The organism is Micromonospora sp. NPDC047812, assembly GCF_040704175.1.
Taxonomy (GTDB): domain Bacteria; phylum Actinomycetota; class Actinomycetes; order Mycobacteriales; family Micromonosporaceae; genus Micromonospora.
In genome coordinates, this window is record NZ_JBEYRY010000004.1 from 46655 (window position 1) to 73059 (window position 26405).

Consider the following 26405-nt stretch of genomic DNA (forward strand, 5'->3'; position numbering starts at 1 on the left):
TCGACAGGACCGATGATTCCGCGCCGCGGAGCAAGGCAGAAGACCCTCTCAGTTGGGCCGACCAGGGTCGGGCCGAGGTTCGGTTGTGCCGTGAACGCCCTGCCGGGCTGACGTCGCCGTTCTGCCGCGAGCGAACCCGCTTGTCCTGTTGCGGTGCGCTGCGGAGGATCGGTGGATGGATCTCCTCACCGCGGAACGGCAACTCCAAGCCGCCCAGCGCGCCGCCGACGTCGAGTCCCTCGACGCGCTACTGCACCCGCAGGTGGTGGGTGCCGGACCGGACGGCACGGTCTTTACGAAGGAAGACGACTTGGAGAACTACCGCTCCGGTGCACTGCGAATCACCAGCCTGGTGGAGGAGTCGCTCGACGTCCAGGAAGACGGTCAGACCGGGGTGACTCGCATGGTCGCTGCGGTGGATGCCGTTCAGGGCGGTGCCGCTATGTCCGCGCGGTTGCGCTACACCCGACTTTGGGTGCGTGAGGACGGCAACTGGCGGGTGTTGGCCGCCACCATCGTCCCGGTCTGAGCGACGTCTCGTAACGCGGTAACAGTCCAGCGCGGACCGCGATGATCATCAATGGGTGCAGGTGTTGGTCGCGCAGCGGGCAACCAGGCGCACGCGTGTCGGCGGTCGCCCAAGCCTCCAGGCAGCGCGGCCTCAAGCCGGATCTCCGGCCACCTGGCGGTTCAGGATGGTCCGAGCCAGCGCGGCAAGCCGAATTCGCAGGTCGTCGTCGGCCCGCCCGCCCAGGTCGTCTTCGAGACGCTCGGCCAAGGCGGCGACCGCCGGGAGCAGGTCGTCCAGCGGCTGCCCTCGTGTCCCACCACATAGAGACGGTGGGTTCCCACCTCGGCGGGGATGCTCCCGTCGAGGATCCGCTCGCAGGTGTCGGCCGCGATCAGCGCCACTGCGGTTGGCAGGTCCGGCACCGGAAGCCCGAGTTCGGCAGTGACCGCCGCCAGGCGCCGATTCGCGTCATGCGCCGGCAGTGTCGGCGCCGACTCCGCCGCGAGCGCCACCACGGCGTCGCGGTTGACGCCGGCCACCAGCAGGTCGCAGGCCAGCATCACCGCGTGGTGCGGATCGGCGTCGTAGAGCAGCGCTCGGGCCTGTTCGGCCCGGAGCCGCGAAGAAGCCCGTCATCCACGAGCCGAGGCTGAGCGATCTCTCGTAACCGGTGACAGTCCGATTCCGGCTGTGGGTGATCCTCGATGGATGCAGGTGTTCTTGGCTTCCCGCCCGGAGTTGATTCCCTAGCCACCACCGCAGCCGGCATCGCCCACCTGCACAACATCGCCCTGGCCGACTGACCGGCAACCCTTCACCAGCAACACCTGCACCGCATTACGAGACATCCTTCAGGCTCGTCCGTCCGTGCGCACGCTGAGGACAGCCTCCGGGGGCGAGACGGTGCAGATTGCAGTTTCCGGGGGCGAGTCGGCCGCAGACTCGAGGTTGGTGGAGGGGCATCGATTGCGGGGCCCGATGGGACGGGTTCTTGCGCGGCTGAGCTCAGCCGATTTTCCGAACGTGCGACGCCTCGGCGGAGAGTGGCGCGCCGTCCCGGTCGAGCGGGTGGAGTTCGGGAAGCTCCCGCCCTTGGCCGTCGACGAGATGGGAGTGCGGCTCGCCTGAAACGAAGGCGTGGCGCTCGCCCCACTGGCGGAGGGCGACGACGGCCGTGAAGAGGTCCTGCCCGGCTTCGGTGAGCCGGTACGTGTGCCGTCTGCCGTCGGTGGCGCTCTTGTCAAGGATGCCGTGCTCGACGAGTTTGCGGAGCCGGTCGGTGAGGATGTTGCGGGCGATCCCCAGCCGCTGATGGAACTCAGTGAAGGTCGTCACCCCGTCTATCGCGTCGCGGATGATCAGCAGGCTCCACCGGTCACCTATCAGGTCGACGGTCCGTGCGACGGGGCAGGCCGGGTCAGTCCAAGCCGTTCCCGCAGCGAGTTTCACGCCCACTGGCCCCCCTCGTGATGAGTTGCGATCTGAAACCAGTATGCCCTAGCCTCATGAGTTGCATTCTGCAACTGATGGAGGCGACATGTCGTCAGGATTGACCGAGAGGCAGCGGGCCGTGCTCGCGCTGGTGTGCGCGGTGACGGTGTCGACCATCTACGGCATCCAGCCGGTCCTCGGGGCCGCGGGCGAGGATCTCGGCCTGGGGGAAGGAGTCCTGGGGTGGCTGGTCGCCGCCGGTCAGATCGGCTATCTCGCGGGGCTGGTGATGCTGGTCCCGCTGGGTGACCTGCTCGATCGCCGCAAACTCATCACGGTGCTCCTGCTGCTCACAGCGGTAGGTGCGGGGGTGGCCGCCGCTGCACCCAGCGGAGGCATCGCGATCGCGGGCCTGGCTCTGGCTGGACTGTTCGCCGTGGTTGTCCAGATCACGGTGGCCTACGTCGCTGTCGTCTCACCGCCCGGCGAACGCGGCCGCAACATCGGAGCGGTCACCTCGGGCGTGGTCATCGGGATCCTCGGGGTGCGGGTGGTCGCGGGCACGCTGGGCGAGCTGACTGACTGGCGCATGGTCTACCTCGTACTCGCCGGGCTGTGCGCGATGCTGGCCCTCGCCACCCGACTCACACTCGAGGTCGACATCCACCGCCCCCGAGCCCGGTACGGGCAGTTGCTGTCATCGCTGGGTCGTCTCGTCGTCGACGACCGGCTCCTCCTCAGTCGCGGACTGGTCGCATTCTTCCTGTTCGCCTCCTTCGGCACGCTGTGGAGCGGACTGGCCCTCCCGCTCGGTGACGCGCCGTGGCATTTCGGCACTACCGAGATCGGATTGTTCGGACTGGCCGGTCTCACCGGGGCGCTGGGCGCGGCCCGGGCCGGCCGATGGGCCGACCAAGGCCTGACGCCCTCGGTCACCAGCTGGTCGTTGGCCCTGCTCACAGCCTCGTGGCTGCTGATCGCTCAAGCGGGGTCATCGCTGTGGCTGTTGATCGTCGGCGTCATCGTCCTGGACTTCGCAGTGCAAGCCGTTCACGTCAGTAGCCAGCACCTGCTCACCACCGCCCGTCCCGACCAGGGCAGCAGCGTCATCGGCGCCTACATGGCCTTCTACTCCCTCGGCTCCGCGCTCGGTGCGATCACCACCACCTGGGCCTACAGCGCCAGGGGATGGTCGGCCGCCAGCCTGCTCGGCGCGGCCTACGCCGCACTCGGACTTCTCGTCGCCACGTCGACCCGACGTTTCGCCGCCCTGCCGAAAGCGCAACAACCAAGTGCGTCCGTGTCGGCGACGTCCCGCTGACCCTCGATGGCGCGAGCGCATAGCGCCGAGCACCCTTGGCGCTGCCTGCCGGTCATCGCGGCGGCCATCGACCTGCTCGAGGCGACCAAGCAGAACGGCATCCAACCCTCCGTCACCGCCGTACATAGTGCGCTGGCCGCAGCGACCGGGGCGGCACTCGCCTCGGTCCCACTCACACCTCCGCCGCCCGCCACCGACGGCGGCGCGCCGCTGTGGCACCGCCCATAGTCGATCCGGCCTCGCGTGGGGCCACGATCGCTGCCGGAACCATGCCAGGCAGTGACACCCTCATCCTCGTCGTCAACAGCGGAGCCTGGGTCAGCTTCATCGACGCGACCAGCGGCGACGTACAGGCCGTCGCGGAAGGCGGCCAGTTCGACCCGGCGCGCAGCTTCGCCAGCCCGGAGGAGGCGGCGCACGCTGCTGCGACGGCTACCTGACCGCCTGTCGGCGCCGGGACGGTCAGACTTCGCCGAACCCGACGTGCATCAGCGCCTGCGCCCGATCGAGAGCCTCGACTTCGCTGATGCCAGCGGCGTCGGCATACAACTGCGCCAGCGAGGTTATGACGGCTGCGGCACCCAGGTTGAGGGCGTTTTACTGCTCGGTGAACGCGGCGACCAGCTGATCACAGTCGCGGACCTTGACGAACATGATCGAAGCAGTGCTTTGGTGGCCACTGCTCTGGGATGGCCATAGACCATCGACCACATGTCACTGCGCTGTCCGATGATCGCGCCGGTGATTAGTTCACGGGCGATTGTCGCCAGCCGGTTACCGGCGGCGATGATCAGTGCGTCTTCCGGGTCAATGCACAATTAACGATACGCGGCACAACGGGTAGCGGCTTGACTTCCCTCGCCAGTGGTGTGCGCGAAGGTGGCGAAAGCCGATGCGCCTGGACCGACACTGCACAAGTATGGGCTGATCGACCAGTCAAGGGAGAGACGCCAGGTGACGACCGAGAACATTTCTGCGCAGCTGCCGGTCGTGGGGCCGGCGGGGGCGGTCGCCTAGATGAGCGGATGATCGCGATCCGCAGCAGATGCACCACATGCGTCTGCACGATGGTACGCGGCCAGACCGCCTCGACCGCCTCCGGCAAGCCTTTAGGATCCGTCGAAGACGAGCATGAAAGCAACAACGACGCCACGGTTCTTCAGTTCGGTGAGCACGTGCAGCCGGTGCTTCGCGCCTTCGCCGCCGTCACGGGCCCAGATGCCGAGGATGTCGCGATGCCCGTAGACCCGCAAGGTCATCTGCTCGCCGACGCGATAGAGAGCGTCAACGCCCGCATCCGCGAGGGGACCACACCCGCTCGGCTGGCCGCACGTCTGGCTTGTGGGCGAGGGCATCGCCTTTGACCTGCATGATGTGGCCGATCCCGCGTTCGTCCAGAGCGCTGCGGAACTCTCGTTCCCAAGTCCCCGTCAAGGGGCCGGTGCGGTGGCGGCTGGGTCCGGCACGCCGACGGTCAGGCCGTCCGCCCTCGTGATCCCGCCGTCGCCTGCCGGGCGATCCTCTCCCGTTCCGCCGCCTCCCGGTGCGCCTCGTCCCGCTCCGCGGCCGCCCGTACGTCGTAGGCGGCGCGGGCGGCGGCGATCTCGTTCTGGTGCGTCTCCGTCCAGGTCACCAGGGTCCGGATCGTCTCGTGCAGGGTCGCCCCGAGGGGGGTGAGCGCGTAGTCGACCCGGGGCGGCACCGTCGGGAACACCGTGCGGCTCACCAGGCCGTCGCGTTCGAGGTGCCGCAGCGTACGCGCGAGCATCCGCTGACTGATCCCGTCGATCTGCCGGCGCAGCTCGGTGAAGCGGAGGCTCTGCCGGTCGAGGAGCGCGATCACCAGCAGGGACCACTTGTCCGCCACGCGGTCCAGGATCTGGCGGACCTCGCAGTCCTCCCTGGTGTCCCACTGGAACACGTCGTAGTTGGCGTCGGTATCCCCGCAGTTACCAGAGGACCGCAAAGTTCCGTCTTCCATGGCCACCGATGGTGCCCGACGCTGCACCTGGTTACAAGAAGGAACCGGCGTGCACAAGGAGAACCAAGGGCAGCCGGTCGGCGAGAAGGGTCGATGGATCATGGCTACGTCAAGCGGCCGCACGGACACCCGGGCGTGGCGTGTGTTGCTCGTGCTCTGCGGGGCGATCTTCCTGGAGGGAATCGACGTCGCGATGCTGAACGTGGCGCTGCCGGCGATCCGGGCGGACCTCGGGCTGTCGACCGGGACGCTCAGCGGCGTGGTGAGCGCCTACGTCCTCGGCTACGGCGGCTTCATGCTGCTGGGCGGGCGGGCGGCGGACCTGCTCGGCCGCCGCCGGATGTTCCTGCTGGGGCTCGTCGTCCTCCTCGCCTTCTCGGGCCTCGGCGGTCTCGCCACCGAGGGCTGGATGCTGCTGGTGGCGCGCTTCGTCACCGGCGTCGCCGCCGCGTTCATGACGCCCGCCGGGCTGGCCCTGGCCACCGGGGCCTTTCCCGAGGGGCCGCAACGCACCAGGGCCCTGGGCGTGTACGCCGGCATCGGCTCGGGCGGCTTCTCGCTGGGCTTGGTCGCCGGCGGCCTGCTGGCCTCCATCGGTTGGCGCTGGGTGTTCTTCGCGCCGGTCCTCCTCGCCACGGTCATCCTCCTGGCCGCGCTCGTCCTGCTCAGGGGCACGGCGGAGGATGCCGGTCCGGCTGGCGGGTTCGACATCGCCGGCGCGCTGAGCATCACGGGCGCGATGCTGCTGCTCGCCTACGGCGTGGTGCGCCTGGAGCACGCCGGCGAGGGTCTGGGCACCACCGCCGGGGTGTTCGCCGCCGGCCTGGTCCTCGTGGCGGCCTTCGTCGTGATCGAGCGGCGGTCCGCCAACCCGCTGGTGCGGCTGGGCATCCTCCGCTCCGGGCCACTCGTGCGCACCAACGTCGGCGCGCTGCTGTTCCTGGGCGCCTTCGCCGGCTTCCAGTTCATGATCACGATCTACCTGCAGGAGCTGCGGGGATGGAGTCCGCTCCAGACCGGTCTGGCGATGCTCGTCGTCGCGATGGACATGATCCTGTCACCCACGCTGACCCCCCGGCTGGTCAACCGGTTCGGCAACGTGCGGGTCCTGCTCGGCGGCGTGCTGTCGGCCGTCCTCGCGTACGCGCTGTTCCTGCCGATTTCGGCCGACTGGACGTACGCGGCCATGCTGCCCGGCATGCTCCTGATCGGCCTGGCGTTCTCGCTCGCCTACGGGCCCCTGACCATGGCCGCCACCGACGGCGTCGACGAGCGCGAGCACGGGCTGGCCGGCGGCCTGCTGTACACGTCGATGCAGTTCGGCACGGCGCTCGGCATCTCGGCGGTGACCGCGGTCAGCGCCGCGGCGGCCGACGGCGCACCGGGCGACGGGCTCGATCTGACGGCGATCCGTCACGGGCTCGTCGTCCCGGTGGTGTTCACGGTCGTCGCCGTGCTCGTCACCGCCCTCGGCGTCCGTCGTGGCTCCGCCGCGACCGCGCCACCCTCCCCCGCGTCCGTCCCGAGCGCGGCCTGAGGGAGGTCGTCAACGGCCCGAGCCGGCGAGCTACACGGACTGGAAGGACGTGAAGAGACGGACGCCGCTGCCGTCCAGCTTCGCTCTGAGCTGCGCGCTCGGCTCACCGAGGAGTTCGCCGGAGACGGAGCCCGTCGCCAGGATCGCCTGCATCAGGTCAGCGACATGCGCCGTGTGCTCGATGTGCGCCTCGGAGTCCCGGTACCGCTCGAGGACGATGCACTCGGACTGGTTCTTCGTCGCGCGGCCCGTCCTGGGCGCTGGTGTCCCTGGGACGGGGCCAGCGCCACATCCTCGACACCCTGAAGGGCGGCCTATGAGACCATCCGCGGATGTTCGGGAGGGAAAGGCCGCTGGCGGTCGCCGTATGTGGGTCCCCTGGAGCCGGGAAGACCACGGTTGCCGCTGCGGCGGCGCGCCGCCTCGGACTGCCGCTCCTGTCCCGGGACGAGATCAAGACCGGTCTCGGGCTGTCGTCCGCCTCCGCCACCGAGGACGACGTCGTTCAGCTCGATCCCGATTTCCACATCGCCGGTGGTCCCTTGAGTCTGCGCGCTGAGGCCGTGATGGCCGACGCAGCCCGGCTGCTCGCGACCCTAGGCGTGAGCTTCGTCGTGGAGTCCTCGGTGCTGTCCCCCGAGCTGCTGGATGCGCTCCTCGCGTGCGGTGCCCGAGTGCTCGCTGTTCACGTCGTCGCCGACGACGCAGTCATCCGGAGACGACTCCGTGCCAGAGCGGCCGAAGGCGCGGCTGTCGACAGACAGCTCGAATTTCAGTTCCAACGAGGCGCGCTGAAGCGGTCGATCTTCGAGCCGCCAGATGGAGTCGACGCCGTCGTCGAGGTGGACACCTCAGATCATGGCAATCCAGTCATCGAACCCGTCGAGGCAGCAGTCGTCGCCCTGCTTCGGTCATCGCCCGACGTGCCCGCCACAGGCAGGAAGTGTGCACACGGGCGGAGGCCGTCGAGCTTCGATCCGGAGTGATCAGCGCCGCCATGCCGGCCGCCGCGTCCAGGAGGTGCCCGCCGTCGACCCTCGGCACCCGGCCGAACGGGCGCACGGGGCAGGGGACGCCGACCCCGACCCCGCCACCTGGCAGTAGCGCGCGGGTCCGAAACCCGCACTCGTGGCGGCGTCCGGCGCCTTCACAAACCCGGAGGCGGCTCACCCCGGGCTGGGCGGCGATGGGCAGGTGCTCCCGGCGTAGGCGAAGAGGGAGTCGGTCGCGCTCGCCCGGATCGATCTGTGGCGAAGCATCGAGTCGGTGTCGACGATCGGGGCCGAGGCCAGCGGGTCCGGGTGCACCGGGCAGGCGTCGATACGGTCGAGCAGCCACACCCGCTGCCCGCTCGGACCGGTGCCGGTGCTGAAGGCCAGGCTCAGGGCGGTGGTGCCGATGTACCGCGGCACCGGCACCTCCTCCGGTGGCCGGGTCAGGCAGGACGGGGTCGTCTCGACCACCCGGACGTCGATCACCGTGACGCCGCCCGGCGCGCCGCTCACCCGTACCGTCGAGCGCTGCGGGCGCACCTCGATGTGCTGCGAGTCGTCCCAGAGGCCCGCCGGTGGCCCGGAAGCCTCCGGCGTGGGCGTGGGGGTGGGCGGGTCGGTCGGCAGCACCGCCCGGCAGGACCGGACGGCCCGGTTCGCCACACGCAGGGCGGCGGCGTGGTCGTCGTCGCGGTGCAGCGCGCTGAGGTACGGCCCGACATCTCCGCCGGGGACCTGGGCGCCGAGCAGGACGAACAGCCGGTCCAGGTAGGCGTCGACCAACGCCGGGCCCGGGCGGACCTCGTCGGCCGGTATCGACAGCAGGTGCCGCAGCCCCACCGGGCAACGGCTCGCGAAGGACGGCATGTTGATCACCATGGCCGCGGCGGAGATCGGGTCGTTGCACGCCCGTTCGAACCGGGCCCGCTCCTCCTGGCGCTGCTGCTGCTCCAGCGAATCGGACCGCCGCTCGATGTACCAGGTGGCCGTCGAGGCCAGCCCGACAAGGGCCGCGGTCAACACAGCGGCGACCGGCCGGACGGGCCGGCCACCCGGGTGACCGCCGCGGAAACCGGACGGGGCGTCTCCGGCGTCGGCGGTGCGGCCTGCGTCACCCATGCCCGACCCCCCTGATCGTCGCCCCCGAAGCAGCAGGGGCCCCCGACCGGAGCCGCTGCCCAACGAGCCCCATCAGGAGTTCTCCTCGGTCTCGGCGAGGGACCGCAGCGCCGGCCGGAGCCGGATCTGCTGGACCGCCCGGTCGTACCCCGCGAGCATGAGGAACGCGTCGTCGCCGGTGCCGAGCTGGCACATCGACCGGATCCAACCCGTCGAGTCGAGCAGCATGCTGATCGGCGAGCCGGTACCCAGCGAGCCCCGGCGCGCCATCCTCGCCGGGTCCCACAGCGTGACGCCGACGCCGTCCCCAGCGGCGGCCAGGAGTACCTCGCCGTCCATCTCCACGACGCAGAGCGCGTACCGGGGGGCCCCGTCGTCGTAGGCGCCGAGGCCTTCACCCGTGGCCGGGTCCCACAGGACCACGGTGCCGTCGCCGCCGGCCGAGGCGAGCCGGACCGCGCCGTCGACGGTGACCGCGCAGAGTGCGTTGACTCCGCCCCGCTGGACGCCCAGTTGACCGACGAGCCGCAGCCGCACCGGGTCCCACAGCCGGACGACGCCGTCCGCGTAACCGGCCGCGAGCAGGAGCTGACCGTCCACCGACAGGGTGCACAGCGCCCGGACGGACGGGCGAACCTCACGGCCGACGGCCCGGACCTGACGGCCGGTCTCGGGCTCCCAGAACCGTATTCCCCGGTCGTCGCCGCCGGAAGCGAGCAGGACGGTGTCGCCGGTCGGCACGGCGCACAGGGCGTTCACCGGCCCCCGGTGGCCGGCGAGGGCGTGCACCGCCTCACCGGTCTCGGGGTCCCACAGGTGCACGGCCTCGCCGTAGCCGGCGGAGGCGAGCAGCACGCGCTGCGGGGTCTCGACCACGCAGACCGCCCGCACCAGGCCCGGCGTGAGGCGATCGAGGTACGGCAGGATGCGGTCCGGAATCGGGCTCGGCAGCAGACCCGCCAGCTCGACCAGCACGCCGGCGGAACCCATCACACGCAGCTCCCTGCCGGCGCGCGGGTCGCCGACCCCGACGAGGTGGCCGATCCCGCCGTACGCGACCTGGAGGTGACCGTCCACGGGCACCGGCGTCACGCTGGCGTGCCACGGCCTGGTCCACGCCAGAGTCGTGCCCATGACCAGCGTGCCGCCCGCGGCCAGGCCGCCCAGCAGCGCGCCCGGCCACCGCTGCGCCGACTGCACGCCCGGCACCAGCTCGACGGCGGCGAGGTACCAGAGCAGCGGCACCGCGAACCGTGCCGCGAGCCGCGCCACGCCGAGGACGTCCGGCGGGAACGGCTCCGCCCGCAGGGCGCGTCCGCCGCGGCGCAGCAGGGAGACGAGCAGCACCAGCGCCATGACGATCCCCCCGATGACCGCCGCCAGGCCGGGGCCGTCGGTGAACGACGTCAGCAGGGCGAAGGCGACGACGGTGGCGAGGAGGCCACTGGTCCACGGCGGCACGTGCGTCAGGACGAGGCGGAGCAGCCGCAGGGTCGCCGCCGCTCCGACGGAGGTGACCAGCGCGACCGCCGCCAGCGGCCAGAACCCGTCAACCCGCAGGGCGTCCGGATCGGCCCATCGCACCGCGGACAGCGCCAGCAGTGTCACGACGACCGGCAGTACGAGTCTCCCCATGCGATGACCTCACAGCCCAGGTGCCCGACGAGCCGGGCATCGACGATGGTCGAGCGAAACGCGTGTCCGATTGTGACAGTGGGTCGCCACCTGCCGGCCATGGCCCGGCCTCGGGCCCGCCAGCGACGCGGCCGGCACGCGCCCACCGATCGTCCCGTCGGACCACCACGGCTCCGGGGACGAGGCCGCCCAAACGCCGGGCGACCGCGATCGTGCAGGCCGTCCTCGTCCCGCACCGGGTCGGGACCTGCCACGACGCAGGATGGGAAGGGCTCGCTGGCGACGCCGCTCAAGCTTGCCGCAGGGGCGGCCAGGAGTGAAGACCGGCGCTGCGCCCGTAGGCCCGGGCGACCGAGCGCCATCGCCCCTTCACGGCGTCCGCCCGTCCGCCTGTCGAACGACCAGCGGCGCTTGCGGCGGTCGAGTGGAGCCGGACCGGGGATCCAGCCTCGCGTCGTCGTCGGCGGGCCCGTGCCCGCCCGGACGTCGCCGGCGCCTGGTCAGCCGGCCGTGTCGTGGGGCGATCAGCCAGGCCGTGAGGAAGACGGCGGTGGCGACCAGGACGATGGTGCCCCCGACGGGTGTGTCGTAGCTCCAGGACAGGTACAGCCCAACGGTCGCCGACGCGCCGCCGATCACCGGGGCGAGCAGCATCATCACGCCGAGCCGGTCGGTGAGCAGGCGGGCGGCCGCGGCGGGGGTGATCAGCAGGCCCAGGACGAGGATGTTGCCGATGGTCTGCAACGAAATCACCACGGCCAGGGTCACCAGGACGTAGAGCACGATGTCGAGCCAGAAGACCGGCAGCCCCATCGCGCGGGACATCTCCCGGTCCAGGCACACGGCGACGAACTCCTTGTGCAGCGCCAGCACCAGCCCGAGGATGACCAGGCCGGTCCCCCCGACCAGGTAGAGGTCCCGGTCCGGGATGCCGGTCATCGAGCCGAACAGGAACTGTTGCAGCGATCCGGCGTAGCCGGGTGCCCGTGAGATGATCACGATGCCGAGGGCGAACGCGGCGACCAGGAAGACGCCGATCAGCGAGTCCTCCTTGACGCGCCGGTTCTGCGAGAAGATCACGATCAGCAGTGCGGTCGCGACGCCGGCGACGGCGCCGCCGAGCACCAGGCTGCCCTGCAGGACGAAGGCGACCGCGATGCCCGGGAAGACCGCGTGGGCCACGGCGTCGCCGATGAAGGCCATGCCCCGCAGGACCACGTAGCAGCCGACGACACCGCAGACGATGCTGGACATGACCGCGATCGCCAGCGCCTTGGGCAGGAACGCAAGGTCGGGCTTGAACAGATCGGTGACGAAATCGGTGATGGACACTAGACCGCCTTCACGAGCTTCAACAGCGGAGCGTCTCACTCACCCCGAAGGTCCTCGTCCACAGCTCGACGTCCTGCAGGTCGGCGTCACCGCCGGACCGGCGACCACCCTCTGGCCGGATCCCTGGGCGAGGATCCGGGGACTCCAGCCGAGGTGCCCGGCGCGGAAGGTCGCTCCGTCCGGTCCGGTGAAGTCCGTCGGAAGCTGCCCGGACGCGCTCCACCCCGGCTGACCGGCGCGGGTGTCGGTCACCGTGACCGGGCGAAGCTCACCGTTGCTCTCCCAGCGGTCACCGGAGGCGGCGAGCTGCGCGGGTGACAGTACGACGGCCCGGTCGTCGGGGTCGACGCTGATCACCAAGGCGCCCCTGCGTGGCATCGATCGACGCGGTGATGGTCTGCGAGGTGCCGGGGCCCGGGGGCGGCGACGCCACCCGGAGGGTCACCGGCTCGCTGGTCGCGGCCACGGCGTGGCCGTCGCCGTAGAGCTTGGCCACGTACTGGCAGCCGTCGAGCTTGCGGGTCGCTGTGAAGGAGTAGCTCGCGCCGGCCTCGCCCGGGATGATCGACCAGTCGGCCGCGCCGGGGCACCTGCTGAACAGTGGTGGTGGTCCAGTTCGGTCTGCGGCGTCTGCACCGCGTTGAGCGTGACCGTGTCGTTGGGCTGGTACTCGCCGACCATGCCGCTGACCGAGAGGCCGACCTTCGGTCCGTTGCCGGGCAGCTCGCCGACGACGAACGAGTAGTCGACCGGCCCGGTGCTGACCGTGGTGCCGTTGGTCAGCGTCGCGTCGGCCTGGAACGTCAGGGTGTAGCTGCCCGGCACGCTGAAGGCCCAGTTCGAGTGCGCGTGGGTGTGCACCGGGACGTCGATCGCGTCGGGCAGACCATCGTCGCCGCGGAACTTGACGATCGGGCCGCCGAACGAGTCCTGCGTGAACAGCGTGGCATTGCCGGGCCCCTGCACGTCGACCAGGCTTAGCCGCACCTTGTTGCCCTGGAACACCCCCGAGTCGAGCGTGGTGGTGTTCCAGCCCCGGCCAGAGCAGATCCGGGTCCTGGGTCAGTGGCAGCAGCCAGACCTGACTGCCGGCCGGCCCGAGGAAGGCGAACCGCGGGTCGTCAGGGACGGCCATGGCCGCGTCCGGCAGGACCTGGAACGTCACGTCCGCGGGATCCCGCGTGACCGAGGGACTGACGGTGTCGTCGTTCACCTTCAACGACAGCGCGCCGTCCTCGTAGTGCACGTCCAGCGCGTCGGTGTGCCCCTTGGACAGCACCACCTTCTCGGCTGCGGAGGCGGCGGTGGGAGCCAGCACCGTGCCGGCGACCACCACCGCTCCGACAGCCAGCGCCGCGAGACCGCGCGCCCTCAGAGTCGCATTCGTTCCTCCCCTTTCCACACCGCGCGCCCCTGCGCGCGGTGGTGCATGTGGCGGTGATCCGCGCGGTGGCCTCCCGCGTAGCGGGCGGGGCGAGGCGACGTCACCACGACGCCTTGCGCACTCCGGGCAGCTCACCGCGCAGGGCCAGCTCGCGGAACCGCACCCGGGACAGTCCGAACCGGGACAGCACGCCGCGCGGGCGGCCGTCGATCTGGTCGCGGGAGCGCAGTCGTACGGGGCTGGAGTCCCGGGGCAGGCGGCTGAGTCGGCGCGCCGCGTCGGCTCGTACGTCCGGGTCGGTGTCCGGGCTGCCGACCGCCCGCCTCAGCTCGCCCCGCGCCTCGGCGTACCGGGCGACGAGCGTCTCGCGGCGCGCCTGCCGACGGCCGAGGCTCTTGCGGGCCATCAGCGCGCCTCGCGGAACTCGACGTGCCGGCGTACGACCGGGTCGTACTTGCGCAGCACCAGCCGGTCCGGGTCGTTGCGACGGTTCTTGCGGGTCACGTACGTGTAGCCGGTGCCGGCGGTGCTGCGCAGCCGGACGATCGGGCGTACGTCGGTCTGCCGGGCCATCAGAGCCGCACTCCCCTGCCGCGCAGTTCGGCGACCACGCGCTCGATGCCCTTGCGGTCGACGGTCTTCAGTGCCTTCGCCGTCAGGGTCAGGCCGACCCACCGTCGCTCGGAGGGCAGCCAGTAGCGGTGGTTCTGCAGGTTCGGGTTCCAGCGGCGGCGGGTGCGCCGGTGGGAGTGGGACACGGCGTTGCCGAAACTCGGCCGCGCGCCGGTGACGTCACAACGTCTGGACACAGTGATCGCTCCTTGCTGAGGTCGTTACGCTAACGACAACGGTTTTCATTTTTACACCATCCGATCGGACGGATCCGTGCCGGGTCACGAGGGGGCCGACACTGCGGCCGGCACCGCGCAGGGGCCGCCGACACCGGCGGAGCCGCGCGATCAGCCGGGCCGGGACGCGACTCGCGCCCGCAGCCACGTCTGCCTAGAATGACAATCGTTTTCATTAGCCGAGAGGAACATGATGACGTCGTCCCCGCAGGCCCCGATCCGCGTCGAGACAGCCGACGCCGGTACCCGCCCGTCGCTGACCGTGCTGTCCGGGTTCTGGCCGGCGGCGACCTTCGCCGTCGCCCGCACGCTGCTCGCCGCCGACCCGTCGCTGCTGCTGGTGCGACACGACCTCGCCGGCATCCGCGACGGCGTCGTCCGCCGGGTGGTCCGCACCGGCACCGGCATCGTCGAGGACGAGCGGGTCACCCTGGCGCACGGCTGCGCCTCCTGCACGCTGCGGGAGGACGTGCTGCCCACCCTCGCCCGGCTCGCCCGTAGCCATCCCGGTCACGACCTGGTGCTGATGCTGCCCGAGGTGGTGGAACCCGAGGCGGTCGCCGCCGCCTGCGCCCACCACCTGGTCGACGGCACACCGGTCACCGATCTCGTCCGCGTCGACTCCTACGTCACCGTCCTCGACGCCGAGCACCTGCTCGACGGCCTGGCCAGCACCGACGACCTCGCCACGCTCGGCATCCAGGCCGCCGAGGACGACCACCGCGGTCTCGCCGACGTCGTGGTCCGGCAGATCGAGTACGCCGACACCCTGGTGCTCTGGGGACGGTCCCCGGAGGGCGAGTTCGACACCAGCCGGATCGCGGTCCTGCTCCAGCGGATGGCGCCGTGGGCGGCGCACTTCCGGGTCGACGGCGATCTCGTCGACGCCGACGCGCTCACCCGCCAACTGCGCCACACCCACCGGCACCGGCCGGAGACCCCCGGCGTCCTCGCCCGGGGTCTACAGGGCTTCGCGCTGGGCACGCACGAGCCGGAGGCCGACTGCGGCGTGGTCTCCGCCGTCTTCCGTGCCCGCCGCCCGTTCCACCCGCGACGGCTGCACGATGTCCTGGAGGACGTCAACGCCGACATGATCCGCTCCCGGGGCCACCTCTGGCTGGCCAGCCAACCCGACACGGTCGTGGCCTGGGAGTTCGCCGGCGGCGGCCTGACGATGGGCTCTCTCGGACACTGGCTGGTGAGCCTGCCCGAGGACGGCTGGGAGCACGTGTGCGACCAGCGCCGGCTCGCCGCCGCCCTGGAGTGGGACCCCTACTACGGCGACCGGCACCAGCACCTGGCCTTCATCGGCCTCGACGTCGATCCCGTCGAGCTGCACCGCGCCCTCACCGGCTGCCTGCTGACCGACGCCGAACTCGCCGACGGCGAGGAGGTCTGGCGGACCTACCACGACCCGTTCGCCGGCTGCTTCCCCCTCGACGTGGCGGAGCTGACCGACACCGACACCGACACCGACACCGACACCGAAGGAGCACGACTCGCATGAAGCCCGGAATCCACCCCCGGTACCGACCCGTCGTCTACCGCGACAAGGACGCCGACTTCGCCTTCCTCACCCGTTCCACCGCGACCAGCGACCAGACGGTCGAGTGGACCGACGGGAACACCTACCCCGTCATCGACGTGCAGATCTCGTCAGCCAGCCATCCCTTCTGGACCGGGAGGCAGCGCCTGCTCGACACCGCCGGCCGGGTCGAGAAGTTCCGCAACAGGTACGCCCGCCGTGGAACTCAGGGCAGCTGAGCACCAGGACGCCCGCCGACTGCCGCTGGCGGGTCGTCCCGCCGGGTCGCCGATCCGTCGAGGCACGGCCCGGGCGGTACGGGTTCATCGCTCAGGTCACGTGCCACCATGTGCATTTGACAATGGATTTCGTTACCGGGAGAGTGATTCGGCGTGACGCCCTCCACGGCCGTCGACCTCGTGGTCGACCCGGACGCCCCTGCCGCCGGCGCCCCTCGCCAGTCACTGCGAACGGGTGGCACCGTGGTCGCCCTGCTGGTCCTGCTGGCCGCCTCGCTCGTGGTGGTGATCGGCCTCGGGCCGGTCGCCATCCCGCCCGACGAGACGGCCCGGTACCTCTGGGCCGCGCTCACCGGCGGCCGCATCCACGCCGACGAGGTGACCACGTACCAGATCGTCTGGCAGATCCGCACGCCACGGGTGTTGCTCGCGGCGATCGTCGGGGCGGGCCTGTCCGCGGTCGGTGTGGCGATCCAGTCCCTGGTACGCAACGCCCTGGCCGATCCGTACGTGCTCGGGGTCTCCTCCGGCGCCTCGGTCGGCGCCGTCTCGGTCACGGTCGCCGGCGGACTCGGCGCGCTCGGCGTCTACGCGGTCTCCGCCGGCGCCTTCCTCGGCGCGATGGCCGCCGCGGCGCTGGTCTACCTGGCCGCGTACAGCCGCGCCGGCATCACGCCCCTGCGCCTCGTGCTGACCGGCGTGGTCATGTCGTTCGGCTTCCAGGCACTGATGGCAGTGATCATCTACTTCACACCGGACAGCGAGGCGACCGCCACCATGCTGTTCTGGTCCATGGGCAGCTTCGGCGCCGCGACCTGGGGCGGCCTGCCGGTGGCCGCGGCCACCGTCCTCGTCGGAGGGGTCGTCCTGCACCGGCACAGCCGCACCCTCGACGTGCTGACCTTCGGCGACGAGGCGTCCCTCAGCCTGGGCGTCGACACGACCCGGGTACGTCGACGACTGTTCGTCATCACCTCACTGGTCACCGGTGCGATGGTGGCGGTCAGCGGAGCTGTCGCGTTCGTCGGCCTGGTGTTGCCGCACCTGGTCCGGATCGTGGTCGGCGCCTCGCACCACCGGGTGCTGGTCGTCGCGCCGCTGGCCGGTGCCGTCTTCATGGTCTGGGTCGACCTGGTATCCCGCACCCTGGTGGCTCCCCGGGAGCTGCCACTGGGCGTGATCACCGCTCTGGTCGGCGTACCGGTGTTCCTCGCGCTGATGCGCCGCCGTGGCTACCTGTTCGGCGGCCGGTGATGGATCTTCGACTCGACGGCGTCACGGTGGAGGTCGACGGGAACGTCATCGTCCAGGACCTGTCGCTCGACGTGCCGGACGGGCGGATCGTCGGACTGATCGGACCGAACGGATCCGGCAAGTCGACTGCGTTGCGCTGCGTCTACCGGGCGCTGCGGCCGAGCCGCGGCGTGGTGTGGCTCGGCTCCGACGACCTGTCCACGCTGAAGCTGCGCCGCAGCGCGCGGTCGGTCGCCGCGCTCACCCAGGACGGCGGCACGGACCTCGACTTCACCGTTGCCGAGACGGTGGCTCTCGGTCGTGCCCCGCACCTGCGCGGCAACCAGCCGCTCAGCGAACGGGAGCGGGACCTGTGTCGACGGGCCATGGCACAGCTCGACGTGCTGCACCTGGCCGACCGCGGGATGCTCGCGCTGTCGGGCGGTGAGCGGCAACGGGTGTTCGTCGCCCGCGCCCTCGTGCAGGAGCCGCAGGTCCTGGTGCTCGACGAGCCGACCAACCACCTGGACGTCCGGCACCAGATCGAGCTGCTGTCCCTGTTGCGCGGCTCAGGGCTCACCGTCCTGGTCGTGCTGCACGACCTGAACCTCGCCGCGGCGGCCTGCGACCGGCTCGGCGTGCTGTCCGGAGGCCGGGTCGTCGCCACCGGAACCCCAGCCGAGGTCCTGACCGCCGATCTGATCCGCGAGGTGTTCGGCGTCCTGGTCAGCGTGGTGACGCACCCGCTGACCGGTGATCCACAACTGCTCTATTCCCTGGGCCCAGCAAGATCTTCGGAAGGAATCCCCAGATGAACGGAAACGTTTCCCGACGGCGAACCGGAGTCCGTACCGTGTTGGCGTCGTTGACCGCCACGGCGCTGCTCGCCGGTTGTGGTGCCGAGGTCGAACCGAGCGGGAGCGGGGTGCAGAAGGTCACCGTCAACCGGTGCGGTGAACCGGTGGAATACACCACCCCGCGACGTGCTGTCGTCTACGAGGGCGGTAGCGCCGACAAGATGTTCGCCCTCGGCCTCACCGAGCACGTCCACGGATACGTCATGCCGCCCGCCAATCCGCCGGTGACCGAATCGCCGTGGGCCGCCGAGTACGCCAAGGTGAAGTTCCTCAGCGACGACCTGCTCAACCGGGAACTGCTGGTGGAGGCCAAGGCCGACTTCGTGGTCGCCGGTTGGAACTCCGGGCTCAGCGACAAGCGCGGCACCTCTCCGGAGATCCTCGACGGGCTGGGCATCCAGAGCTTCATGCACGCCGAGTCCTGCTTCAACTATCCGAACCACCCCGAGCGGCACGCCCCGTTCGACGGCCTCTACACCGACCTGGAGCGACTCGGCCAGATCTTCGGTGTGCAGCAGCGGGCCGCAACCGTGGTGGCCGACATGAAGCGACGGGTCGAGGCGGTCAGGGCTCAGGCACCGAGCACCCGGACCCCGGTGTTCCTCTACGACTCGGGCACCGACCAGCCGTTCACGGCCGGCAGGCAGGTGCCGCCGAACGACATCATCTCCTTCGCGGGTGGCCGGAACATCTTCGCCGACCTCGACGGCCGGTGGACGCAGGTCGGCTGGGAAGCGGTCGTCCAGGCCCGGCCAGAGGTGATCATCATTCTCGACTACCAGGATCAGCCGGCCGAGCAGAAGATCAGGTTCCTCAAGACCTCGCCCAAGACCCGGAATCTGCCAGCGGTGGTCAACGACCGCTTCTTCGTCCTCGACTACAACGAGGGCATCAGCAGCCCTCGCAACGTCGACGGCCTGGAGAAGTTCGCCGCGTACCTGCGGGACCTGCGGCCCTGACCGTGGATCAGCGCACGTGACACGGACCGGCTCGCGATCCTTCAAGGGTGCGGTGCCGGTCCGTCGAGCGTCGTGCGATCGAGCGAGCTTCACAACGCTGCGCACGCGCCAGCCGCCGGCAGGAGGACAGGTGGTCATGGACCACGGCTGGATCGTGACGCCGGGGGTCAGCCAGCCGGAGGTCCTCGACCCGCTGGAGGTCGACCAGATCAACGCGTACTCAACGGAAGCGTGCCCGCCTGACAGTTGGTGATCATCGGACGCCGCTGGCCGCCGGACCGGATGCGGGTCGAAGGGCCGGGTCCGTTGCGGCGCCCGTGGGGGCCGGGGCGGCGTTCCAGTCCATGCGCGACCACGGCAGTTTCATCTCGGCCAGTTCGCTGATCTGGTGGGGTTGCAGGTCGTGTGCGGTGAGGGCCCGGGCGTGTCGGCTGTAGGCGGCGTCGACGTAGCGGTGGCCGGTGTCGGGGGCCAGTAGTACGACGTGCCGCCGGGAGTCCGCACGTCGCTCGAAGCGCGCGGCCAGGTAGGCGGCGCCCGTCGACAGGCCGGCGAAGACGGCGTGGTCGCGTAGCAGGGCGATACCGCCGGCCAGCGCGGCGTCGAAGCCGACCCAGTGCAGGGTGTCGTAGAGGGTGTGGCGGACGTTGGCGAAGGGAATGGCACTGCCGATGCCGGCAATGATGATCTCGGGGTCGCGGACGTGGTCGCTGCCGAAGGTGACGCTGTCGAACGGCTGGACGCCGACGAGGGACACGTCGAGGGCGGCATCGCGTAGGTAGGTGGCCAGGGCACCGGTCGAGGCCCCGGTGCCGACGCCTCCGACGATCGTCAGGCGCTGCCCGTCGAGTTCCCGGCGGATCAGTGTGGCGATCGGGCGGTAACCCAGATAGTGGATGTCGTCGTGGTACTGGCGCATCCAGTGGTGGCGCGGCTTCGCACGCAGGATCTCCTGGACCCGCGCGACCCGGCGGTCCTGGTCCAGCTTCAGGTTGGCGGTCGGTGGCATGGGTTCCACGGTGGCGCCGAGGATCTCCAGCTGGGTGCGCAGCGTGATGTCGACGGTGGTGGAAGCGACGATGTGGCATCGCAGGCCGTGGCGGTGGCAGGCCAGGGCCAGCGCGTGGGCGTAGATGCCGCTGGAACTGTCGACAAGGGTGTCGCCGGGTGCGATCACGCCCCGGCGCAACAGATGCCGTACCGCGGCGAGCGCGGAGGCCACCTTCATGGTCTCGAAGCGCAGGCAGGTGGTGCGGTCGTCCAGGCGGATCAGGGCTGGTCTGCTGAGTGTCTCGCTGATGTGCTCGTCCACGTCTTCCCCTCGGGCTGGTCAGGACTGGGCGTGGTACCGGTACAGCACGGTCCGCTCGGCGCTGAACTGTGAGAACGGGAACGGCTCCGCCGACAGGGCGGTGACGCCTGCGCCGAGGAAGTGTCGGGCCACCGCGCTGGCGGTCTGCGCGTAGACGACCAGCGGGACGCCCCGGTGGTGACAGGTGTGCAGGATCTTGTCGAAGGTGCCGTTGCCGATGGTCATACCGGTGGCGACGACGGCGTCGGCGACGTCGAGGACGTCGCGCATGTCGGGGGTGACGGGGTCACCCCACTGGGTGGTGCGCAGGGTGAGGTCGCAGGGCAGGCACTCGGCGCCGCGTTGACGGATGGCGGCCACGAGCGGGTTGACCACGCCGATCAGGGCGACCTTCGCACCGGGTGTGACGTCGAGGAGTCCGGCGACCGCGGCGTCGCGCGCCTGCGCCCGCGCCTCCGGGGTGCCGGCGGGCAGCACGACGGGCTCGGCGTCGGAGTCCCGGTGGGGACGGACGTGCGCCAGGTACGCGTCGAGGGTCGCCACCCGCACCGCGGGCGGTGCGTCGGTGAGCAGTTGGGCGACGGGCGCGCCGGAGTACTCCAGACACACCGCCGGGTCCACGTCGCCGGCGGCGAAGGCGCACGCGCCGATGGCGGTGCCGACGCGGGCGAGCACGTACTGGTTGCGGTAGGTGGTGTTCCCGCCGGTGAGGCGGGTGCCGTGGTGCACCCAGAAGACGCTGGTGGCTACGAGGGATGCCGGGTCGGGGCCGTGCCGGCCGTCGAGGACCGCCGTCACCAGGTCGGTGAGGGCCGTCATCGCTGGTGGCGGGTGAGTCGGAACAGGAGCGTGACGACGCCGTCGTGCCAGTCGTGGCGGTGGTGGATCGTCGTGGCGAAGCCCCGCCGGGTGGCATGGCCGACGATGGCGTGCAGGTCGGCGGTGTTGGACAGGATCAGGAAGACCTCGCCGTGTTCGGCCAGCAGGTCGCGGTCGACGAGCTGGTCGAGGAACCGGGTGACCAGGGAGGCGCCGACGCAGACGTTGCGTACGACGTCGGGGTCGTCGCTGACCGGCTGGCTGACGGCGGGCGGGTTGAAGGTCACGACATCCAGCCGGGTGCCGTCGGGCAGCGCGTCGAACAGGTCGGACACCAGCGGGACGAAGCGGGTGTCGGGTCGTTCGCCGGCATGGGTGCGGTAGTGCCGTGCGGTGGCCCGCACGCTGGCGGGGTGCACGTCGAGGGCGTAGACGGTGTGCGCGCCCCGCAGCCCGGCGGCGACGGCCTCGACTCCGACGCCGACGCCCATCGCGGCGTAGACGCGGCCCCGGGTCTCGATGTCGCCGTCGAGGAGTCGCTGGTGCAGCATCCGGCTGGTCTCGCCGGGGTGGAAGACGCCGGGCGGCAGGTCGAAGGTCATGCCGTTCCAGGCGTAGTCGCGGTGGGTGTGCAGGTCGGCTTTGGGCTGGTTGATCGCGATGACGTGGTCGGCGGACAGCACCGGTGGCAGGTCGGCCAGGCTGATGTTCATGGTCCTCCTTCAGGTCAGCGGGCGGGTCGGGCGGGACGTGACATGGACACTCCGGGACGAGACGAACCGCGACCGTTACTATAATGACAATCATTGTCAGGTCAAGGGCCGAGGGATCGATGCGCATGCTTGACGACACCGTCCAGACCCGCCCGGAGCCGGGATCGGCGCTGCGGAGCACGTCCTTCGCCCGGCTGTGGACTGGCACGACGGCCTCGGGCATGGCCACGTGGGCCCTGCCGTTCATCCTCGGGTTGGCGGTACTCGACCGCTCGCTGACCGCCGTCGAACTGGGTGTGCTGCTGGCCGCACGGACCGTGGGTTTCCTCGTCGCCGTCCCGATCGGCGGCGTGCTCGCCGACCGGCACTCGCGACGGAGGGTGGTGCTGTGGTCGGGCCTGATGGGCGCCCTCGCCGCCCCGGTGATGGCGGTCGGAATGGGCCGGTCGCTCGCCCTGACAGCCGTGGCGGCGGCCGTGACGGGTGCGGGACAGGGCGCGTGCCGGCCCGCCTTCCAGGCGCTGACCGCCGAGGTGGTCGCCGAACCGCAACGGCAGCAGGCCAACGCCGCGATCACCCTCGCCGTGCGGGTCACGACCCTCGTCGCCCCGAGCCTGACCGCGCTACTGGCCCTGGTCGTCTCCGTCCCGATGCTCCTGCTCGGCGTCGGCGGCCTGTGGCTGGCGGCCGCCCTGATCCCACCCGCCGGGACCGGCCGACCCGACACGCCCGTCGCCAGGCCCGGAATCCTGGCCGAGTTCGCCGACGGAGTGCGCGAGGCACGCCGTCACCCCTGGTTCCTCGCGGGCCTGGCCGCGCTGACCGCCGTCATCGCCACCGGATACTCGGCCACCGGCGTGGTCCTTCCACTGATCAGCCGCGACCGCTACGGCACCGAGGCCGTGCTCGCCGCCGCCATGACCGCGTACACCCTCGGCGCGCTCGCCGGGGCCGTGGTGATCGGGCGGTGGCGCCCGCCGGCACCGGGCTGGACCGCCCTGGCCGGGCTCGCCCTGTACGGGCTCGTACCGCTCAGCCTGCTCCTGCCGGTGCACCCCGTGCTGGTCGTCTCCGCCTACGTGCTCGCCGGACTCGGCATCGAACTGTTCAACGTCCCCTGGTTCACCGCCACGCAGCGTGAGGTCGAGCCGACGAAGCTCGCCCGGGTGTCCTCGCTGGACTTCCTCCTGTCCTACGGGCTCGCGCCTGTCGGTCTGGCGCTCATCGCTCCCGCGATCGACCGTTTCGGCGCGGTCGGCGTCCTGGCCGTGTGTGCCGTGGTGTGCTTCGCCGCGCCCGCCGCCGCGGCGCTGGTGCCGTCCTCGCGCCGGTTCAGCGTGCGGCCATGAGCGCCGACTGCGGGGCTGATCGGCCGAGGCGGCCGCTACGGACACCCGAACCGGTGCTGTCGGTCCGGTTCGGCATGGCGGTCCGGGGTGTCGCCACATGCTGGGAGGGCCGAGGCGAGGCGAGGAGGCGGCGATGACGGACGCGACGGTGTCGGACCTGGTGGTGGCCCGGTTGGCGGACTGGGGCGTGGGCCGGGTCTTCGGCTACTCCGGCGACGGCATCGACGGGCTAATGGGCGCGCTGCGCCGCGCCGGGCGGCCGGAGTTCGTGCAGGCCCGGCACGAGGAGACCGCAGCGCTCATGGCCTGCGGCCACGCGAAGTACACCGGCGGGCTGGGGGTGTGCCTGTCCACCCAGGGGCCGGGCGCGGTGCACCTGCTCAACGGCCTCTACGACGCCCGGCTGGACTCCCAGCCGGTGCTCGCGATCGTCGGACAGCAGGTGACGTCGGTACTGGGCAGCGGCTACCAGCAGGAGATCGACCTGGTCCGCCTCTACGACGACGTGTGCGCCCAGTTCGTGCAGACCGCGTACACGCCCGAGCAACTGCCGATGCTCCTCGACCGCGCGATCCGCACCGCGCTGGCCACCCGCAGCCCGACCTGCGTGATCCTGCCGCACGACGTACAGACCGCCCCCGCCCCCGACCCGCGGGCCCACGAGCACGGGATCATGGTGACCAACCCCGGGCTGCCGGTGCCCGAGCTGCGTCCCCGCGCGGAGGACCTGCGGGCCGCCGCCGACCTGCTCGACGCCGGCCAGCGGGTGGCGATCCTGGTGGGGCAGGGCGCCCGGGCCGCCGCCGGCGAGGTGGTCGAGCTGGCCGAGGCGCTCGGCGCGGGAGTGACGGCGTCGCTGCTGGGCAAGCCGGTGCTCGACGAGTCGCTGCCGTTTCACACCGGCGTGATGGGACACCTCGGCAGCACCGCCAGCAGCGCCCTGATGAGCGGGTGCGACACGCTGCTCATCGTCGGCAGCAACGACCCGTGGTCGGAGTTCTACCCGGCGCCGGGACAGGCCCGGGCGGTGCAGATCGACATCGACGGCCGGCGCCTCGGCATGCGCTATCCGGTGGAGGTGCCGCTGCTCGGCGACGCCGCCGAGACCATCCGGGCCCTGCTGCCACTGCTCACGCCCCGGTCCGACCGGAGCTGGCGGCAGCGCGTCGAGGGCGAGGTGACCCGGTGGCGCGACATCGCCCGCCGGCGGGCGACCGCCGAGGCCGAGCCGCTCAATCCGCAGTACGTCGTGCACGCCCTCACCGACCGGCTGCCCGGGGACGCGCAGGTGTCGGTGGACGTCGGCTCGGTGACCTACTGGTACGCGCGGCACCTGCGGCTGCCCGTCGGTGTCGACGCGCACCTGTCGAGCACGCTGGCCTCGATGGGTTCGGCGCTGCCGTACGGGCTGGCGGCGAAGCTCGCCGAGCCGCACCGGCCGGTGGTGGCCCTCGCCGGGGACGGTGCCATGCAGATGAACGGGCTCGCCGAGCTGCTCACCGTCGCCCACCGGTGGCGGGACTGGGCGGACCCCCGGTTCGTGGTGCTGGTGTTGCACAACCGCGATCTCGCCGAGGTGAGCTGGGAGCAGCGGGAGATGGAGGGCGATCCCCGCTTCGTCGACTCCCAGCGCCTGCCGGACGCCCCGTACGCCCGCTGGGCCGAGCTGCTGGACCTGCACGGCGTCCGGGTCACCACGCCGGCCGAGGTCGACGCCGCCTGGGACCGGGCCCTGTCGGCGGACCGGCCGACGCTCATCGAGGCGATGGTGGATCCGGCGATCCCCCTGCTGCCGCCCGCCCAGCCGTACGAGAAGGTCGCGACCATGTACGAGGCGCTCGGTCGGGAGGACACCGACGTGGGCCGGCGGGCGCTGGCGCACCTGCGCCGGGAACGGGCCACCGAGGGCTTCGACGACCCGCGGTGACGGCGGGACAGGTGTGCCGACCTGTGCAGTCGGCTTCGGTGCTGCACTCCGACTGCCGGGACCGACTTCGTGTGGGTGGAGCGCCCTGAACCGGCCTCCGGGGCGGCGTCGCGGGGACGAGCATGGGCGGCATGGGGCTGCGGGGAGGTGACGGTCGGGACCTGTTGGAACGCCGCGAGGACGTGCGGCAGGCGAACTTCCTGGAACTCTTCGTCGACCTGGTGCTGGTGTTCGCCCTCGCGGGGGTGGTCGAACGGGTGATGCAGGACGTCACCGCGGGCGATCCGCTCGTGCGGTGGCGGTCGCTGGCGTACCTGCTGGTCCTGGCCATGCCGCTGATCTGGTTGTGGATCACCACCGCGCACATCACCAGCTGGTTCGACCCCCGCCGCCGCAAGATCCAGTTGATCGTGCTGGCCAGCGCGTTCGGCCTGCTGCTCATGGCCTCGTCCCTGCCGTACGCGTTCGACAGCCGGGGCTGGGCGTTCGTGCTGCCGTACCTGCTCCTGCAATGCGCCCGCCCACTGGTCCTCCTGCCCGGCCTGCACGGGCACGCCCTGCGCGACCTCTACGTCCGCTCGGTGCTGTGGTGCAAGGCCGGGGCGACGTTCTGGATCGCCGGCGCGCTGGTCAGCGGCGTTGCCCGGGCCACCCTCTGGGGGGTCGCGGTGACGGTGGACATCGTCGCCGCGCAACTGCGCTGGCCACTACCCCGCCGGGCCCGGCCACCCATCAGCGCGTGGGCCATGGACAGCAACCGCCACCTACCCGAGCGCTACCAGCAGTTGCTGATGATCGCCCTCGGGGAGACCGTCCTGGCCGCGGGCATCACCTTCACCGAGCAGCCGGCCACCGCGGCCACGTCGGCGGCGCTGGTGGTGGCGTACCTGTCGACGGTGCTGCTCTGGCGGATCTACTTCTACCGCTCCGGGCAGGTCCTCAGCGACGCGGTCGCCGCCGCCAGGGACCGGCTGGCCGCCGGTCGCGCCACCGGCATCGCCCACGTCGTGATGGTGGTCGGGATCGTCACCACCGCCGTCGGCTACGAGATCGTCCTGAAACAACCCGGGGGGCGGCCGGAACCGGTGTGGCTCGCGGTGGTCCTCGGCGGTCCGGCGCTGTTCCTCTACGGCCGCATCCGCCTGGAACGGGTCGTGTTCGACCGGCTGTCGATCCGCCGGGTCGTCGCCATCGCCACCCTCGCGGCGGCTGCCGTACCCCTGTATCTCGCCCCGCCGCTGGTCGCCGCCGTCGTGGCCGCGCTCGTGCTGCTCGGTGTCGCCCTGGCCGACGCCAGCCACGCCGCCCGCCGCCCGCCCGAGCAGCCCTCGCCGGCGCACTGAAGAACCCGATCCCTCGGGCTCGACTCGTACGGCGACCA

At 71.2% G+C, this 26405-nt stretch carries 29 protein-coding genes and 2 pseudogenes; 16 read left to right on the top strand and 15 right to left on the bottom strand.

The annotated features are described in order from the left end of the window. The first annotated feature begins 175 nt into the window (after positions 1-175). Positions 176-529 carry a nuclear transport factor 2 family protein gene (locus tag AB0883_RS18120; RefSeq protein WP_366642303.1) on the top strand — a complete coding sequence of 118 codons (354 nt, stop codon included), beginning with the start codon at positions 176-178 and terminating at the stop codon, positions 527-529. Positions 530-690: 161 nt separating this feature from the next. Here AB0883_RS18120 and AB0883_RS18125 read toward each other — a convergent pair whose 3' ends face one another. Further along, positions 691-1071 carry a hypothetical protein gene (locus tag AB0883_RS18125; RefSeq protein WP_366642304.1) on the bottom strand — a complete coding sequence of 127 codons (381 nt, stop codon included), beginning with the start codon at positions 1069-1071 and terminating at the stop codon, positions 691-693. Positions 1072-1516: 445 nt separating this feature from the next. Continuing rightward, the gene (locus tag AB0883_RS18130) at positions 1517-1966 is read right to left on the bottom strand and encodes a helix-turn-helix domain-containing protein (RefSeq protein WP_366642305.1); all 450 of its coding nucleotides are present in this window, start codon (positions 1964-1966) and stop codon (positions 1517-1519) included. Positions 1967-2081: 115 nt separating this feature from the next. On the opposite strand from AB0883_RS18130, the gene AB0883_RS18135 reads away from it, so the two are divergent. Genes AB0883_RS18135 through AB0883_RS18150 form a run of 4 tightly spaced genes read left to right on the top strand, consistent with a single transcriptional unit; the run spans position 2082 to position 3962 of the window. After that, positions 2082-3263, top strand: a complete 1182-nt coding sequence (locus AB0883_RS18135) for an MFS transporter (protein WP_366642307.1) — start codon at positions 2082-2084, stop codon at positions 3261-3263. A gap of 6 nt (positions 3264-3269) precedes the next feature. After that, positions 3270-3491: a hypothetical protein gene (locus AB0883_RS18140; RefSeq protein ID WP_366642308.1), complete on the top strand. Its 222-nt coding sequence runs from the start codon at positions 3270-3272 to the stop codon at positions 3489-3491. A 41-nt stretch (positions 3492-3532) separates the two neighbouring features. Continuing rightward, positions 3533-3703 carry a hypothetical protein gene (locus AB0883_RS18145; RefSeq protein ID WP_366642309.1) on the top strand — a complete coding sequence of 57 codons (171 nt, stop codon included), beginning with the start codon at positions 3533-3535 and terminating at the stop codon, positions 3701-3703. 43 nt (positions 3704-3746) lie between these two features. Then, positions 3747-3962 (top strand): hypothetical protein, encoded by a 216-nt coding sequence (locus AB0883_RS18150; protein ID WP_366642310.1) that lies wholly within the window; start codon positions 3747-3749, stop codon positions 3960-3962. 337 nt (positions 3963-4299) lie between these two features. On the opposite strand, the pseudogene AB0883_RS18155 reads toward AB0883_RS18150, so the two are convergent. Both AB0883_RS18155 and AB0883_RS18160 read right to left on the bottom strand, forming a co-directional pair. Beyond that, positions 4300-4504, bottom strand: a pseudogene (locus tag AB0883_RS18155) (transposase); the annotation flags it as partial. 233 nt (positions 4505-4737) lie between these two features. Beyond that, positions 4738-5244 carry a helix-turn-helix domain-containing protein gene (locus AB0883_RS18160; protein ID WP_366642312.1) on the bottom strand — a complete coding sequence of 169 codons (507 nt, stop codon included), beginning with the start codon at positions 5242-5244 and terminating at the stop codon, positions 4738-4740. Positions 5245-5344: 100 nt separating this feature from the next. Here AB0883_RS18160 and AB0883_RS18165 point away from each other — a divergent pair, with 100 nt between their 5' ends. Beyond that, entirely contained in the window at positions 5345-6781 is a 1437-nt protein-coding gene (locus AB0883_RS18165) for an MFS transporter (protein ID WP_366642313.1), read from the top strand. A gap of 30 nt (positions 6782-6811) precedes the next feature. Here the strand turns inward: AB0883_RS18165 and AB0883_RS18170 are convergent, their stop codons facing one another. Beyond that, positions 6812-6934 carry a hypothetical protein gene (locus tag AB0883_RS18170; protein WP_366642314.1) on the bottom strand — a complete coding sequence of 41 codons (123 nt, stop codon included), beginning with the start codon at positions 6932-6934 and terminating at the stop codon, positions 6812-6814. Between the two features lie 179 nt (positions 6935-7113). On the opposite strand from AB0883_RS18170, the gene AB0883_RS18175 reads away from it, so the two are divergent. Continuing rightward, complete coding sequence (locus tag AB0883_RS18175) at positions 7114-7767, top strand: AAA family ATPase (protein WP_366642315.1); 654 nt, start codon at positions 7114-7116, stop codon at positions 7765-7767. 180 nt (positions 7768-7947) lie between these two features. Here the strand turns inward: AB0883_RS18175 and AB0883_RS18180 are convergent, their stop codons facing one another. From AB0883_RS18180 to rpmB, 7 genes and pseudogenes are all read right to left on the bottom strand, one after another. After that, entirely contained in the window at positions 7948-8892 is a 945-nt protein-coding gene (locus AB0883_RS18180) for a hypothetical protein (protein WP_366642316.1), read from the bottom strand. 72 nt (positions 8893-8964) lie between these two features. After that, positions 8965-10527: a hypothetical protein gene (locus AB0883_RS18185; protein ID WP_366642317.1), complete on the bottom strand. Its 1563-nt coding sequence runs from the start codon at positions 10525-10527 to the stop codon at positions 8965-8967. 369 nt (positions 10528-10896) lie between these two features. Next, positions 10897-11859, bottom strand: coding sequence for an anchored repeat-type ABC transporter permease subunit (locus AB0883_RS18190; RefSeq protein WP_366642318.1), 963 nt, complete (start codon positions 11857-11859; stop codon positions 10897-10899). A 93-nt stretch (positions 11860-11952) separates the two neighbouring features. Beyond that, positions 11953-13234 (bottom strand): annotated as a pseudogene (locus AB0883_RS18195) (choice-of-anchor M domain-containing protein); the annotation flags it as partial. A 109-nt stretch (positions 13235-13343) separates the two neighbouring features. Continuing rightward, complete coding sequence (gene rpsN / locus AB0883_RS18200) at positions 13344-13649, bottom strand: 30S ribosomal protein S14 (protein ID WP_366642319.1); 306 nt, start codon at positions 13647-13649, stop codon at positions 13344-13346. Then, positions 13649-13816: a 50S ribosomal protein L33 gene (gene rpmG / locus AB0883_RS18205; protein WP_013287204.1), complete on the bottom strand. Its 168-nt coding sequence runs from the start codon at positions 13814-13816 to the stop codon at positions 13649-13651. Before rpmG ends, rpsN begins: the two co-directional genes overlap by 1 nt. Further along, positions 13816-14052 carry a 50S ribosomal protein L28 gene (gene rpmB, locus AB0883_RS18210; RefSeq protein ID WP_311412304.1) on the bottom strand — a complete coding sequence of 79 codons (237 nt, stop codon included), beginning with the start codon at positions 14050-14052 and terminating at the stop codon, positions 13816-13818. The genes rpmG and rpmB overlap by 1 nt, the downstream gene beginning before the upstream one ends. A 232-nt stretch (positions 14053-14284) precedes the next feature. Between rpmB and AB0883_RS18215 the strand changes: the two genes are divergently transcribed. The 6 genes from AB0883_RS18215 to AB0883_RS18240 all read left to right on the top strand — a co-directional run bounded on the left by AB0883_RS18215 (position 14285) and on the right by AB0883_RS18240 (position 19157). After that, positions 14285-15598 carry a GTP-binding protein gene (locus AB0883_RS18215; protein ID WP_366642320.1) on the top strand — a complete coding sequence of 438 codons (1314 nt, stop codon included), beginning with the start codon at positions 14285-14287 and terminating at the stop codon, positions 15596-15598. Next, positions 15595-15855, top strand: a complete 261-nt coding sequence (locus AB0883_RS18220; RefSeq protein ID WP_366642321.1) for a type B 50S ribosomal protein L31 — start codon at positions 15595-15597, stop codon at positions 15853-15855. Before AB0883_RS18215 ends, AB0883_RS18220 begins: the two co-directional genes overlap by 4 nt. A 153-nt stretch (positions 15856-16008) precedes the next feature. Further along, complete coding sequence (locus AB0883_RS18225; RefSeq protein ID WP_366642322.1) at positions 16009-17109, top strand: iron ABC transporter permease; 1101 nt, start codon at positions 16009-16011, stop codon at positions 17107-17109. Further along, positions 17109-17903 (top strand): ABC transporter ATP-binding protein, encoded by a 795-nt coding sequence (locus tag AB0883_RS18230; RefSeq protein ID WP_366642323.1) that lies wholly within the window; start codon positions 17109-17111, stop codon positions 17901-17903. The genes AB0883_RS18225 and AB0883_RS18230 overlap by 1 nt, the downstream gene beginning before the upstream one ends. Before the next feature lie 50 nt (positions 17904-17953). Further along, positions 17954-18904, top strand: a complete 951-nt coding sequence (locus tag AB0883_RS18235; protein ID WP_366642324.1) for an ABC transporter substrate-binding protein — start codon at positions 17954-17956, stop codon at positions 18902-18904. Between the two features lie 130 nt (positions 18905-19034). Further along, complete coding sequence (locus AB0883_RS18240) at positions 19035-19157, top strand: hypothetical protein (protein WP_366642325.1); 123 nt, start codon at positions 19035-19037, stop codon at positions 19155-19157. On the opposite strand, the gene AB0883_RS18245 is transcribed toward AB0883_RS18240, so the two are convergent. From AB0883_RS18245 to AB0883_RS18255, 3 genes are read right to left on the bottom strand one after another with little or no spacing between them, the layout of a single operon-like run. Further along, positions 19158-20216: a pyridoxal-phosphate dependent enzyme gene (locus AB0883_RS18245; protein WP_366642326.1), complete on the bottom strand. Its 1059-nt coding sequence runs from the start codon at positions 20214-20216 to the stop codon at positions 19158-19160. A gap of 18 nt (positions 20217-20234) precedes the next feature. Next, positions 20235-21035 (bottom strand): DUF364 domain-containing protein, encoded by an 801-nt coding sequence (locus tag AB0883_RS18250; RefSeq protein ID WP_366642328.1) that lies wholly within the window; start codon positions 21033-21035, stop codon positions 20235-20237. Beyond that, positions 21032-21748: a hypothetical protein gene (locus tag AB0883_RS18255; protein ID WP_366642329.1), complete on the bottom strand. Its 717-nt coding sequence runs from the start codon at positions 21746-21748 to the stop codon at positions 21032-21034. Before AB0883_RS18255 ends, AB0883_RS18250 begins: the two co-directional genes overlap by 4 nt. Before the next feature lie 125 nt (positions 21749-21873). On the opposite strand from AB0883_RS18255, the gene AB0883_RS18260 reads away from it, so the two are divergent. The 3 genes from AB0883_RS18260 to AB0883_RS18270 all read left to right on the top strand — a co-directional run bounded on the left by AB0883_RS18260 (position 21874) and on the right by AB0883_RS18270 (position 26367). Beyond that, positions 21874-23097, top strand: a complete 1224-nt coding sequence (locus AB0883_RS18260) for an MFS transporter (RefSeq protein ID WP_366642331.1) — start codon at positions 21874-21876, stop codon at positions 23095-23097. A gap of 133 nt (positions 23098-23230) precedes the next feature. Beyond that, complete coding sequence (locus AB0883_RS18265) at positions 23231-25024, top strand: thiamine pyrophosphate-requiring protein (protein ID WP_366642332.1); 1794 nt, start codon at positions 23231-23233, stop codon at positions 25022-25024. A gap of 131 nt (positions 25025-25155) precedes the next feature. Next, the gene (locus AB0883_RS18270; protein ID WP_366642333.1) at positions 25156-26367 is read left to right on the top strand and encodes a low temperature requirement protein A; all 1212 of its coding nucleotides are present in this window, start codon (positions 25156-25158) and stop codon (positions 26365-26367) included. Positions 26368-26405: the final 38 nt, after the last annotated feature.

What these genes read in the sequence shown, in the direction of transcription:
- AB0883_RS18120 (WP_366642303.1), top strand. Translation starts at nt 176, where the DNA reads ATGGATCTCCTCACCGCGGAACGGCAACTCCAAGCCGCCCAGCGCGCC.
- AB0883_RS18125 (WP_366642304.1), bottom strand. Translation starts at nt 1,071, where the DNA reads ATGCTGGCCTGCGACCTGCTGGTGGCCGGCGTCAACCGCGACGCCGTG.
- AB0883_RS18140 (WP_366642308.1), top strand. Translation starts at nt 3,270, where the DNA reads ATGGCGCGAGCGCATAGCGCCGAGCACCCTTGGCGCTGCCTGCCGGTC.
- AB0883_RS18145 (WP_366642309.1), top strand. Translation starts at nt 3,533, where the DNA reads ATGCCAGGCAGTGACACCCTCATCCTCGTCGTCAACAGCGGAGCCTGG.
- AB0883_RS18160 (WP_366642312.1), bottom strand. Translation starts at nt 5,244, where the DNA reads ATGGAAGACGGAACTTTGCGGTCCTCTGGTAACTGCGGGGATACCGAC.
- AB0883_RS18165 (WP_366642313.1), top strand. Translation starts at nt 5,345, where the DNA reads ATGGCTACGTCAAGCGGCCGCACGGACACCCGGGCGTGGCGTGTGTTG.
- AB0883_RS18170 (WP_366642314.1), bottom strand. Translation starts at nt 6,934, where the DNA reads ATGCAGGCGATCCTGGCGACGGGCTCCGTCTCCGGCGAACTCCTCGGT.
- AB0883_RS18175 (WP_366642315.1), top strand. Translation starts at nt 7,114, where the DNA reads ATGTTCGGGAGGGAAAGGCCGCTGGCGGTCGCCGTATGTGGGTCCCCT.
- AB0883_RS18180 (WP_366642316.1), bottom strand. Translation starts at nt 8,892, where the DNA reads ATGGGTGACGCAGGCCGCACCGCCGACGCCGGAGACGCCCCGTCCGGT.
- AB0883_RS18185 (WP_366642317.1), bottom strand. Translation starts at nt 10,527, where the DNA reads ATGGGGAGACTCGTACTGCCGGTCGTCGTGACACTGCTGGCGCTGTCC.
- rpsN (WP_366642319.1), bottom strand. Translation starts at nt 13,649, where the DNA reads ATGGCCCGCAAGAGCCTCGGCCGTCGGCAGGCGCGCCGCGAGACGCTC.
- rpmG (WP_013287204.1), bottom strand. Translation starts at nt 13,816, where the DNA reads ATGGCCCGGCAGACCGACGTACGCCCGATCGTCCGGCTGCGCAGCACC.
- AB0883_RS18215 (WP_366642320.1), top strand. Translation starts at nt 14,285, where the DNA reads ATGACGTCGTCCCCGCAGGCCCCGATCCGCGTCGAGACAGCCGACGCC.
- AB0883_RS18220 (WP_366642321.1), top strand. Translation starts at nt 15,595, where the DNA reads ATGAAGCCCGGAATCCACCCCCGGTACCGACCCGTCGTCTACCGCGAC.
- AB0883_RS18230 (WP_366642323.1), top strand. Translation starts at nt 17,109, where the DNA reads ATGGATCTTCGACTCGACGGCGTCACGGTGGAGGTCGACGGGAACGTC.
- AB0883_RS18250 (WP_366642328.1), bottom strand. Translation starts at nt 21,035, where the DNA reads ATGACGGCCCTCACCGACCTGGTGACGGCGGTCCTCGACGGCCGGCAC.
- AB0883_RS18255 (WP_366642329.1), bottom strand. Translation starts at nt 21,748, where the DNA reads ATGAACATCAGCCTGGCCGACCTGCCACCGGTGCTGTCCGCCGACCAC.
- AB0883_RS18260 (WP_366642331.1), top strand. Translation starts at nt 21,874, where the DNA reads ATGCTTGACGACACCGTCCAGACCCGCCCGGAGCCGGGATCGGCGCTG.
- AB0883_RS18265 (WP_366642332.1), top strand. Translation starts at nt 23,231, where the DNA reads ATGACGGACGCGACGGTGTCGGACCTGGTGGTGGCCCGGTTGGCGGAC.
- AB0883_RS18270 (WP_366642333.1), top strand. Translation starts at nt 25,156, where the DNA reads ATGGGGCTGCGGGGAGGTGACGGTCGGGACCTGTTGGAACGCCGCGAG.